This is a genomic window from Geobacillus proteiniphilus, from assembly GCF_001908025.1.
GTDB lineage: Bacteria > Bacillota > Bacilli > Bacillales > Anoxybacillaceae > Geobacillus > Geobacillus proteiniphilus.
The window spans coordinates 1-11,253 of sequence record NZ_MQMG01000078.1 but is presented as its reverse complement, the minus strand read 5'-3'; the positions used below and the strand labels follow the sequence as shown (position 1 = coordinate 11,253).

12 protein-coding genes and 2 pseudogenes are annotated in these 11,253 nt (G+C 52.7%); 3 read left to right on the top strand and 11 right to left on the bottom strand.

All coding sequences use genetic code 11. From position 1 onward, the window contains the following. The 7 genes and pseudogenes from BRO54_RS20680 to BRO54_RS17705 form a co-directional block, all read right to left on the bottom strand. Positions 1-90, bottom strand: a pseudogene (locus tag BRO54_RS20680) (tryptophan transporter); the annotation flags it as partial. 94 nt (positions 91-184) lie between these two features. Next, positions 185-1,267: a 3-phosphoserine/phosphohydroxythreonine transaminase gene (serC, locus tag BRO54_RS17730; protein ID WP_074044775.1), complete on the bottom strand. Its 1,083-nt coding sequence runs from the start codon at positions 1,265-1,267 to the stop codon at positions 185-187. A gap of 128 nt (positions 1,268-1,395) precedes the next feature. Then, positions 1,396-1,584: a sporulation YhaL family protein gene (locus tag BRO54_RS17725; RefSeq protein ID WP_015374033.1), complete on the bottom strand. Its 189-nt coding sequence runs from the start codon at positions 1,582-1,584 to the stop codon at positions 1,396-1,398. Positions 1,585-1,695: 111 nt separating this feature from the next. Continuing rightward, positions 1,696-1,824, bottom strand: coding sequence for a hypothetical protein (locus BRO54_RS17720; RefSeq protein ID WP_013523055.1), 129 nt, complete (start codon positions 1,822-1,824; stop codon positions 1,696-1,698). A gap of 25 nt (positions 1,825-1,849) precedes the next feature. Beyond that, a complete protein-coding gene (gene yhaM, locus BRO54_RS17715) occupies positions 1,850-2,827 on the bottom strand; it encodes a 3'-5' exoribonuclease YhaM (protein WP_013146238.1) in 978 nt (325 codons plus the stop codon). A 118-nt stretch (positions 2,828-2,945) separates the two neighbouring features. Then, complete coding sequence (locus tag BRO54_RS17710; RefSeq protein WP_074044773.1) at positions 2,946-4,175, bottom strand: ABC transporter permease; 1,230 nt, start codon at positions 4,173-4,175, stop codon at positions 2,946-2,948. Further along, the gene (locus tag BRO54_RS17705) at positions 4,168-5,067 is read right to left on the bottom strand and encodes an ABC transporter ATP-binding protein (RefSeq protein ID WP_074044772.1); all 900 of its coding nucleotides are present in this window, start codon (positions 5,065-5,067) and stop codon (positions 4,168-4,170) included. Before BRO54_RS17705 ends, BRO54_RS17710 begins: the two co-directional genes overlap by 8 nt. A gap of 148 nt (positions 5,068-5,215) precedes the next feature. Here BRO54_RS17705 and BRO54_RS17700 point away from each other — a divergent pair, with 148 nt between their 5' ends. After that, positions 5,216-5,401: a YhzD family protein gene (locus BRO54_RS17700; protein ID WP_074044771.1), complete on the top strand. Its 186-nt coding sequence runs from the start codon at positions 5,216-5,218 to the stop codon at positions 5,399-5,401. Between the two features lie 37 nt (positions 5,402-5,438). On the opposite strand, the gene BRO54_RS17695 is transcribed toward BRO54_RS17700, so the two are convergent. From BRO54_RS17695 to BRO54_RS17680, 4 genes are all read right to left on the bottom strand, one after another. Then, positions 5,439-6,944, bottom strand: coding sequence for a coproporphyrinogen III oxidase (locus tag BRO54_RS17695; RefSeq protein WP_074044774.1), 1,506 nt, complete (start codon positions 6,942-6,944; stop codon positions 5,439-5,441). 213 nt (positions 6,945-7,157) lie between these two features. Then, positions 7,158-8,021, bottom strand: coding sequence for a Cof-type HAD-IIB family hydrolase (locus BRO54_RS17690; RefSeq protein WP_074044770.1), 864 nt, complete (start codon positions 8,019-8,021; stop codon positions 7,158-7,160). Positions 8,022-8,154: 133 nt separating this feature from the next. Then, positions 8,155-8,514 (bottom strand): YlbF/YmcA family competence regulator, encoded by a 360-nt coding sequence (locus BRO54_RS17685; RefSeq protein WP_074044769.1) that lies wholly within the window; start codon positions 8,512-8,514, stop codon positions 8,155-8,157. Positions 8,515-8,585: 71 nt separating this feature from the next. Beyond that, positions 8,586-9,719, bottom strand: coding sequence for a DUF445 domain-containing protein (locus BRO54_RS17680; protein ID WP_074044768.1), 1,134 nt, complete (start codon positions 9,717-9,719; stop codon positions 8,586-8,588). A 126-nt stretch (positions 9,720-9,845) separates the two neighbouring features. Between BRO54_RS17680 and BRO54_RS17675 the strand changes: the two genes are divergently transcribed. Both BRO54_RS17675 and BRO54_RS17670 read left to right on the top strand, forming a co-directional pair. Next, complete coding sequence (locus BRO54_RS17675) at positions 9,846-10,922, top strand: YheC/YheD family endospore coat-associated protein (protein WP_014194982.1); 1,077 nt, start codon at positions 9,846-9,848, stop codon at positions 10,920-10,922. A gap of 6 nt (positions 10,923-10,928) precedes the next feature. Then, a pseudogene (locus BRO54_RS17670) lies at positions 10,929-11,253 on the top strand (YheC/YheD family protein); the annotation flags it as partial.

Here is an 11,253-nt window from a genome sequence, read left to right as displayed (position 1 = left end):
CATTCCGAAAAACAACCCCGGAATGACCGCGTGCAGCACGGCTCCGATTCCGACTAACAGCGCCATCGATACTAATGCTCTCACATTCATGCTCATCTCTCCTCATCTCTCCTCATCTATTCTCTTGCTCGAGAATTTTTCTATCATTATATCACTTTGCAGTGTAAAAGTGAAGAAGAAATTTTCAGGCAAAACGGCGGCGGAACTCGTTCATAAACGACGCGAGCGCTTCGCACGCCTCAAGCGGCACCGCGTTGTAAATCGACGCCCGGCAGCCGCCGACCGACCGGTGCCCGCCGAGCCCGACAAACCCGCGTTCTTTCGCCTCAGCGAGGAACGTTTTCGTCAACTCCTCATTTGGAAGCGTAAAGGTGACGTTCATGAGCGAACGGCTTCCCTTTTCGGCGTGCGGTTTGTAAAAGCCGCCGCTTTCATCAATCGCCTCATACAGCACGGCCGCCTTTTGCCGGTTGCGCTCTTCCATCGCCGCCACACCGCCTTGCTCTTCGACCCATTCGAGCACGAGCGACAGCATGTAAATCGCAAACGTCGGCGGCGTGTTGTAAAGCGAATTGCTCTTATGGTGCGTCCGGTAATCGAGCATCGTTGGCAGCCCGTCCGGAATGCGTTCAAGCAAATCGTTGCGGAGAATGACAACCGTGACTCCTGACGGGCCGAGATTTTTCTGCGCCCCGGCGTAAATGAGGGCAAATTGGCTGACATCGAACGGACGGCTTAAAATATCGCTCGACATATCCGCGACCAAGTCAACCGGCGTGTTTGGAAATTCATGCCATTGGGTGCCAAAAATCGTGTTGTTTGACGTAATATGGACGTAGGCGGCGTTTTTCGGCCATTGGACGCCATCAAGCGACGGAATGTATGTGTAGTTCGCTTCTTTGCTCGAAGCGACGACGGTTGTCAAACCGATTTTTTGCGCTTCTTTCAGCGCTTTTTCCGACCACGCTCCGGTCAGCACATAACAGCCGATCTTCCCTTCCGTGAGGAGATTCATCGGCACCATTGAAAACTGCAGACTCGCCCCGCCTTGCAAAAATAAAATGTCATATCCGTCCGGCACGTTTAGAAGCCGCTTGAGCCGCTCTTTCGCCGCATTATGGACGGCGTCGTATTCTTTGCTCCGGTGGCTTAGTTCCATGACCGACATGCCGGTGTTTTGGAAATTAAGCAGCTCTTTTTGCGCCCGCTCAAGCACCGGAAGCGGCAGCGCTGACGGGCCGGCGTTGAAGTTGTACGCGCGTTTCATCGTCATCCCTCACTTTGCCTCCTGGTAGTCCATTGATATTATTATCCTAACACGATTCGGAAAAAAAGAAAGGGAATTTTTCGAAAAAAGCGCTTTCAAATGAAATCTTCCAAAAAAGAAAGCCCCTGCTATTGCAAGGACTTCGCTTGTTTCCGCCGCTCGCGCTCCTGGCGGATGCGCTCCATGTAAATCTCCCCTTCTTTTTCAATGAACGCTTCGTCGATTTCCCGCTCGCGCGCCGCCGTTTTTACGGTCATATAGCCGCTGAAAATAATGCCGGCAACAACCAAATACACCCACCAAGGCAAACTGAGCATCGCCATTCCCCCTTGTATGCTTGTCTTGTCTTAGTACACTATACGCGCGAGCGGGCAGCCGTATGCATGAAGAAAGAGGCGGGAAAGCCGCCTCTTTCTTAGGGACAACGCTTATGCTTCGTTTCGCTTCTTCTTTGTTTTCTTCTTCGCTTTCTTCCACTGTCGGCGCAGCTCGTTCAACTCTTCTTTCGCCTGTTCATACTGAGCCGTCGGGACGATTTCAATGATCGGTTCGATCATGATCCATCCCTCCCTTGATCCGCCCCTACTCTTTACTACCCGCGTTTTTTGGCTTTGAAACAGACAAAAACGCCGGTTTGTAAAACGAGCGGTTGTCAAGGGCAAAGACGCGTTCGGTGAATTCACCTGGTTTCACTTTCTCAAGCGCGCGGTCGATCATCGTAATTTTCGCATCCAAATTATCAATGTAATGAAGCACCTCGGCTTCTTTGACAAGCGGCGGCTTCGGGCTGCCCCATTCCGCTTTGCCGTGATGCGCGAGCACAAGATGCTGCAAAATGACAACTTCTTCACCTTGAATGCCGAGCTGTTCCGCCGCCTTGCTGATCTCGCTCACCATGATCGAAATGTGTCCGAGCAAATTTCCTTCAAGCGTATACGCCGCCGATACCGGGCCGGATAATTCAATCACTTTGCCAAGGTCATGCAAAATGACGCCGGCATAAAGCAAATCTTTATTGAGCGACGGATAGAGATGGATGAGCGCCTTGGCGAGCTCGAGCATCGACACGACGTGGTACGCCAGTCCGGAGATGAATTCATGATGGTTTTTCGTCGCCGCTGGGTACTCAAAAAACGCCTTTTCGTATTTTTTCAACAAATAGCGGGTAATGCGCTGGATGTTTGGATTTTCCATAGCAAATATGTATTCCATGACTTTCGCCTTCATTTCCTCGCGGCCGAGCGGAGCCTTCTCCAAAAAGTCATCGATGCGCACGGCATCGCCCGGATGAGCGGGACGGATCGAACGGATGCGCAGCTGCAATTTGCCGCGGTAGTTATGGATGTCTCCCGCCACTTTGACGATGCACTCCGGCACATACCGCTCTTCGTCATCCGGCGAGACATCCCACAGTTTGGCTTCAATGTCGCCGCTTTTATCTTGCAAAATCAAAGTTAAGAACGGCTTGCCGTTGCTGGCGATGCCTTTCGTTGCTGATTTGATGAGCAAAAAGAGATCAACTTGCTCCCCAACCTCATAATGGATGATGCCTTTCGCCACTTCGTTCTCCTCCGTTTCTCTGTACGTACTTTCTAGTATATCATAACGGTTAGAGGGCAAAAAGAAAGCCTTGCCGAAACGGCAAGGAAACATTGACCCAAACGTCCCGTCACGCTGTTTATTTTTTTGTTAACTGAATGGCCCGTTTCATATCCTTGAAAATGTTCATTCGCCCATACATCAGCACGCCGCCTCGATACACTTTGGCGCCAAAATAGATCAGCAAGGCAATCGTCGCCGCTAAAAGCGCGAGGCTGAGCGCCACTTCCCACCCTGGCACGGAAACGAGGCCGATGCGCAAAAACATGAGCATCGGAGCGAAAAAGGGAACAAACGAGGCGCCGGTCACGAACGCCGACTCTGGCGCATTCAAGCCAAACATCGCGATCATAAACGCAGCGACAACCAACATCATGACCGGCGTAATCGCCGGCTGCACATCTTCGACCCGGCTGACGAGCGAACCGAGCACGGCAAATAGCACCGCATACAAGAGGTAACCGAGCAAGAAAAAAACGAGTGCGTACACAAATATCGATGCCGGCAGGTGGTCAAATCCGAGAAAGCGCCACACTTCCTGCCCGCTCGTTTTTAACGCGGCGAAAGCGACGGCGAAAAAAACGAAAAATTGCGTCAAGCTGACAAGAGCAACGCCGATGATTTTGCCAAACAGCTGTTGGACCGGGGAAACGCTCGACACTAAAATTTCCATCACGCGCGACGATTTTTCCGTCGCCACCTCCGTCGCGATCATTCCTCCATACATCAAAACAAACATATACATCGCGAAAAGAAGGACATAAACAAGAGCGCGCGCTTGGTTCAACTCCTCTTCCGTCTTCGCGTTTTTTTCCAATGCCACCTTTTGGAACGGAACCGGTTTGTAAAGCTCAGCCATTTGTTCATCCGTCAGGCCGAGCTTAGCGGCTGAAAGCGCTGTTTTCAGCTGGCTTAGCGCTCGTTCCAGTTCCTCAGGCGTCTGATTGTCCACAATCGTATTGGCATAATACACCGCTTCCGGCAATCCTTCCGCATCCATGGACAATACGAGCAATCCGTCCCATTTGCCTTCTTTGACTGCTTCTTTCGCTTCGTTTTCCATATCAGTAATTTTAGTCAACGCGATTTGGTCATGGCTTACCTGCTTCTCAAGCGGACCGTACAAAGATCCCGTGCGGTCAATGACCGCGACATGAGTCTTTTCATCACCGGTGAAAAACTCGATGATCGGCTGAATGTTGGCCACCCCGATGATCAACAGGCAAGTGATGGCGGTTGTCACAAGAAATGCTTTCGCCCTCAGCTTCGTTCCATACGTATGCCCCACCACAAGGAAAAACTTATTCATACGCCGCACCTACTTTTTCAATAAAGATATCATTCAGAGACGGTTCTTCCAAGGCAAACAGACGAACCGCGACTTTTCCTGCTATATGGCCGAGTATCGCTTGTGCCGTCTCCTCATTGGCGATTTGCAGCCGCACCCCTTCCGCCGTCCGCTTCCACTGCAAAACGCCAGGAAACCGCGCCAATTCTTCAAACGGCCCGTCCCCTTGAATGACAAGTATTTGTTTGCCAAACGAACGTTTCAGTTCACGCAGCGCTCCAGCCACCACCGCGCGGCCGCGGCGCAAAATGCAGACATGTTCGCACAGCTCTTCCACATGTTCCATCCGATGACTCGAGAAGACAATGGTCGTGCCGTTCCGTTTTAAATCAAGCACCGCTTCTTTCAACAGCTCAACGTTCACCGGATCAAGACCACTGAATGGCTCATCCAAGATTAATAGCTTCGGTCGATGAAGCACAGCAGCGATAAACTGGATTTTTTGCTGGTTGCCTTTCGACAGCTCCTCCACCCGCTTGTTGGCGTAATCGCGGATATGGAAGCGCTCGAGCCAGCGGTTGATTTCCGGGAGAATATCCATCTTTTTCATTCCGCGCAACCGCCCTAAATACAGAAGCTGCTCTTGCACTTTCAGCTTCGGGTACAACCCGCGCTCTTCCGGCAAATAGCCGATCAGATGGCTTTTCGAGTAATCAATCGGTTCGCCTTGCCAACGGATCACCCCTTCCGTTGGGAGCAGAAGGCCTAAAATCATGCGAAAAGTCGTCGTTTTTCCCGCCCCGTTCGCCCCAAGCAATCCGAACATCTCCCCTTCCGGAACCGTCAACGTCAAATGGTCGACGGCCGTCGCCTGACCAAACCGTTTCGTCACCTCAATGATCTCTAAACTCATCCACATTCCCCCAACGTAAACCAAATTTTCCACCCACATTATTAAAACGTGCAGTCTCAAAAAAAGTTTCAGACAGAAGCAGGAATTTGCCTATCAAACCTCTAATGAAAGAGAAATGAATGATGATTCAGCGAAAGGAGATGGTGACATGCCGATGTATACGTTGACCGCTTTTGAGCGCGATGGAGAAAAATTGCTCGATGAAACGTTTGAAGCGGCCAATGATGAAGAAGCGAAAAAAATCGGTGAACAAAAGCTGCGCGAGCGCGGCTGTTTGGACAAAACACACCGTTGCGTCAATGCCAGCGGCAAGCTCATTTTATTTCACCGCTAATCAAAACACCCCGGGGTTGTTCCCGGGGTGTTGTCATTTATCCAAATATTTCCTTTAACATATTGATTTTCTCTTCCGTATATTCGGCGAAATGCTCGTTGTACACTTTCGGCTCTTTTGGGTTCGCCTGGCGGGTGATTTTCCGCGTTTTCGGATCGACGAATTTGCTTGATGCCCCGCAGCCAAGGCCGATGATCGACTGCTGCTCTTCCATGATCATAATGTTGTATATGCTCTCTTGCCCTGGCAGCGCGTAGCCGACGTTTTCAAGGTTGCCGAGAATGTTTTTTTGTCGATACAAATAGTAAGGGACATAACCGTGTTCCTTTGTCCATTCTTGGGCCGCCTTCATCATCGCCTGCACTTCCTCGCGGCTGGCGACTTTGTACTTTTGTTTGTTCTTTGTCATTTCCGACGCCCGCTTAAACGACAGCGTATGGATGGTGAGCGATTCCGGCATGAGCCGCTCCGTCTCGGCGAGCGTATGCGTAAATTCCGAAAGCCCCTCGCCGGGCAGTCCGATGATTAAATCCATATTAATGTTGTTCATACCCATTTGCCTTGCTAAATGAAACTTGTTGATCGTCTCTTCGACCGTATGATGGCGCCCGATCGCTTTTAACGTCTCCTGAATGTAGGACTGCGGGTTGATGCTGATGCGGTCGATCCGCCACTTTTTCAACACTTCGAGCTTCTCCTGCGTAATCGTATCCGGACGCCCGGCTTCGACCGTGATTTCGCGGACGCGGTCGACATCTGGAAAGACGTCGTACATATGAGCGTACAGCCGGTCCATCTCGTCGGCCGTAATGCTCGTCGGCGTCCCGCCGCCGTAGTAAATCGTTGTGATGCGGATGCCGCGCTCGCGCAAAAAGCGGCCGACTGCCTCCATTTCGTAATGAAGGCCGGCCAAAAAGGCGTCGACCGACCCTTGGCGGCCGTTGATGGCGTACGCCGGAAATGTGCAATAGGCGCATTTCGTCGGGCAAAATGGAATGCCGATATAGATGCTCACTTCGTGGGCCAAATCGTATAAATCCGGAACGACCGTGAGCTGACGATCCACGATCGCTTGCATTAATTCGATTTTTTCTTTTGTCACTAAATAATCTTCAGCCAGCTTCCGGTGCGCCTCTTCTTTCGAAAGGCCTGAGCGCAAAAGCTGATGAAGCAGCTTGACCGGACGAACGCCAGTCAGCACGCCCCACGGCTGAATGAGGCCGGTAGAACGCTCAAGCAACGTCAAATAGACATGCAAAACGGCGTTTTTCAGCTGTTTTTCGTACGTTTTCCCGTCAGCGTCCGCCGGCGCGCTGCGTTCATGACTCGCTTCCTCGACGCGCCCGGACGTCTTGTCGAGAAGCGTCCCAGAAACAGCGATGCACCCGTTTTCCTTGACGGAAAACATAGCGGCCATATCGGCCTCGGGAAGCGGCGCCAACGACAGCTCCGGCGCTTCGAAGAACAGCTCGGTCATCACTTCGAGCGGGCGCTGAAACCGTTCCGGATGCGGCAGTCCTTGAATTTCGATCCGCACGTTCATCACCTTTTCTTTCAAACTTCTTTCAGTGTACTGAACTGCTGTTTCCTTCGTCAAGCGGAAGAATGCACCTTCGCCGCCGGCTTTATGGAAATGCTTCCCGCCCGGCCAACTAGATAAAAAAGCCGGGCATTCGCTCCGGCCTCATTTTTATGATTTTCGCGAAAACGGCAAGCGCCAGTTGTCTACTCACGGTTCGCTCCCCGCTCAGACTGCTTACTGTTTCGTTTTGAGTTTTTGCAAAAACTCGATCCGTTGCTGTTTGCGGAAATGTTCTTTCACCATGTAGGCAACGCCGAGCTGTTCGTTCGAACGCGTCACCCAGTCGGCCGCCCGCTTCACCTCAAGCGGTGCGTTGCCCATGGCGACGCCGAGCCCAGCCGCTTCAATCGCCGGCAAGTCGTCAAGGCCGTCACCGATCACCACCGTTTCTTTCAACGATACGCCGAGATGTTGAGCAAGCCGGCGCAACCCCGCGAGTTTAGACACCCCTTGCGGGACAATTTCCATTTTTCCGTTTGGCTGCATAATCATATCAATGGACGGAATCGATTTCGTCAATAAAGCGGCCGCTTCATCCCGCTCTTCGTCTGTGGCAAAATATACATCAATTTTCGGCACAGCGACCGGTTCGTCGATCAGCACATCGCCGAGTGAATCGACAAATTGGGTCGGATAGAAAAACGGGTCGCTTGAGGAGAGAACCGTCTGCACGACAAGGTTTTTCTTCACTTTCTTCCGATTGCCGAGCGAATACCGTTCATGCATGAGGCGGATGTTGCAGTTGAAGTTTTCCAAAATTTGCACGATATTAAACGTCCGCTCCTCGGGGATCACGGCGTCAAACAGCTTATCATCAAGCGTTCTGGCAATCATCGCTCCTTGGAATGCAATGAGCATCCCATCAAGCCGCAGCGCTTTCGCCACTTTTCGGGCGGAAAGCAAATTGCGGCTCGTGATGAACGTGACATAAACTCCTTTTTTCTTCACATAGTCGACCGCCTCTTTCGTTTCGCGCGGCAGGCGGCCGTTGTTTTTTAAAATCGTTCCGTCAATGTTGAGCGCCAACAGCTTATACACGGCTGTCTCCCCCTTTTGTCCGTCTCAACCTTTCTTTTCGCCGCCAGCAAGCTGGCGGCGGCTTTGCGTTCCTTATCATTTTCATGACTATGACGAAACGGACAAAAAAAGAACACCCGACCGGGTGTTTTTCCTATCTTCCTTCCATCAATGAACGGTGCAACTCCTCAAGCGGCTTCATGGCGATTTGCTGAACCTCGGCGATGGTCATGCTCATTTGCTGCTCGAGCGCCATCAGGCGGGCGAGTTTCTCGTTTTGCTGGGCGAGCGCCATCGTCTTTTGCGCCTGTTCGATTTCGTCAGGCAAAATGGCCGCCCCGCGCATCTGTTTTTCATGGAGCCGGAGCTGGATGTCGCGGACATTAGCGAACATCCGATAGGCGGTTTCATCGCGGCGGACATCTTCGTATGCCCGTTTCAGCTGCTGAAACGGCTCGCTCGCCCGAATCGCCTGCTCAAGCTGTCTAGCGAGCGCATGAAGGGTTTCAGACATAAAAAGAGCCTCCTATACGAATATCGTTCACGTTCTAACGTATGCACCATCTGGAGGCGATATGCCACAGCTTACAGCCATAAGCCAATGACGCCTTGAACGGCGCCGATCAGCCCGCCAAGCAAAGCGCCCAAATACGTAATCATCTTCAGCTCGCGGCGGGCAATCGATAAAATGATCTCTTCCAACCGTCGTAATGAAAACGACTCCACTTGGTCGCGGACAATATCCGCCAACCCAAGCTGCGCAACAATCGCCTCGATTTTGCCGCTTAGCAGGCGGCTGGCCGTTGCCGCCGCCTGCGGGATCAGGCGGTCAAACAATTGTTGTTCGTACGGAGCGATCAGCTCATCAAGCGGGCGATGCAGCCAGCCGCCGCTTTGCACCAAGCGGCGGACAGCCGACCGCACCGCGTCATCGATGCGCCGGCGGCCGATCATCTCTTCCACGGTTGCGAGCGGATAGTCCAACCATTTGTTCCACTCCGTCCAAAGGAGGCGGGCCAGTGCAGCCCTTGTGCCAGCATGGCGCAAAAATTTACCGAGCTCCGCCTGCACCTTATCGACGAAATTGACATTGCCAAGCAGCATCTGCAGCATATTTCCAACCATCCCGCGCTCTTGGAAAAAACGCTCGATCATACTGGAAACCTGTTGCTTTCCCTCCTCGCTGCGAAAGTAGTCAAGCGTCCGGTCGGCCAAATAACCTGCTAGACTTTCGACGCGTGCTTCCATCGTCTGCTTCAACTCCGCCGGCAATACATCGCGTATCGGCTGCAGACGCCACGTTTCGCTCCACCGTTCGTACGCTCGCTCAGCTTGCTCGGCCGCCATCGCTTCGAGCCGCTCGGCGGGAGAGCGAACGCCGAGGCGTTCAAGCAACTCAGCCGGCGTTTCTTTGCGCGCAAGCCACTTTCGAAGCCATTCCCGCCCCCACTCGGCCATCCCGGCCGTAAAGGACGGATCCATGAGTTTGCGCCGCAATCCTTCCGGCGTCACCAAATGCTCCACGACCGTTTTCCCGAGCTGTTCGGCCAGCTCCCGCCGCCGCTTTGGAATCAATCCCGGCGTAAACGGCAGCCGTTTTCCAAACACGTACATCGGCTCATATGGGCGAAACAGCATCACGATGGCGATAAAATTCGTCACCCCGCCAATGAGCGCCCCGACCGCCACCATAAACAGCAAATAAACGAACGTTTCCATCCTCTTCTCCTTCCGTCCCCGCCGCTGTCACCAAACGGCGTCCGTCATCATACGATGGCGATATAAACGTTTGCCTAATTGTTCATTATAGAGCTTGCCTGACGAATGCGCAAATGAGGGACTGCGATGAGCAAACAACGAACGATGGCCGTGCTGACGGAAATCAATGAAACAAGTGAACAAGCCGCCTTTGGCTCCATCCATCATTTTTGTGAGGAATTGGCGGCATATGCTAGAAAGTGTGGTCTCTTTTTTTACGTGTCCTCGCCGCCGCTTTATTTAGAGGGAGTCGGCTATCAGTGGACCGAAAGCGGATGGGGCAAGCGGGACGTTCCTCCAGCCGATGTCGTTTACAATCGCCTTCACTCGCGCAAGTTCGAACGCTCCCCTTTGTTTGCCGAGCTGCTCGCCCGGCTTGCCGAGGAAAACGGGGTGATATTCAACCATCGCTTTTTGCATAAATGGGAAGTGCACTGCCATTTTGAGCGGCACGAGTACTTGCACCCACACTTGCCGAAAACGGCGCTCTGGAGCGGTCAAAATACGCTTGAGGCATTCCTCGACGCTTTCCCATCCGTCTTTCTCAAGCCGATCTATGGCAGCCAAGGGCGAGGGATTTTCTGCCTCCAACATTTGGACGACGGAATTTGTCTTCGCCATTCCACTTCCGCTTCAACGGCCGTATATCGTTCGATGGACGCTTTAGCTTCCGCTTTGCGGCGACAAATCCGGACGCCGATGATCATTCAACAAGGACTTGAGCTTCGCACCCTCGACAGCCGCCCGGTCGATTTTCGCCTGCTTTGTCATCGCATCCGCCACAACGATTGGCGCGTCACTTCCGCCGTCGCCCGCGTAGCACCACCCGATCAGTTTGTCGCTAACCTTGCCCGCGGCGGAGAACTGATGGCGGTCAATGACGTCTTGCGGAAGTGGTATACGAGAGCTGACGCGTTCCAGCAAAAACAGCTTCTGAAAGAAATCGCACTGGAATCCGCCGCCGTTCTCGCCTCGGAAGCGGAAGGACTGTATGGAGAGTTTGGCGTCGATCTTGCCATTGACATCCATGGCCAGCCGTGGATCATCGAGGTGAATACGAAGCCGTCGAAACAGACGGATATGGCCGTTTCCTACCAATCGGTCCGCCCGTCGGCCAAGGCGATCGTCGACTATAGTTTGACATTGATGGAGGAAAAGGAGTGAACCGTTTTGCTTTCACTCGGTTTTGTCACCCTTGACGAACAGCAAGACCGCGCGTATTGCACCGAGGTGGCGAAACGCGCCAGACGCTACGGCATTTCTGTCTGCCGCTTTTCGCCGCTTGGCATCGATCCGCAGACGGAAAACGTCCGCGGCTTTCTCTTTCAAGCGGAAACGAACGAATGGACAAACGCCGTCTTTGCCATTCCGCCGTTTTTATATGACCGCTGCTTTTACGGCAATGATGAGCGGTCCAAAAAAGCGAAACCGATTATGAACTGGTTGAAGCAGCGACCTGACCTCACGTTTTTAGGCTATGGCCTACCGGGCAAAT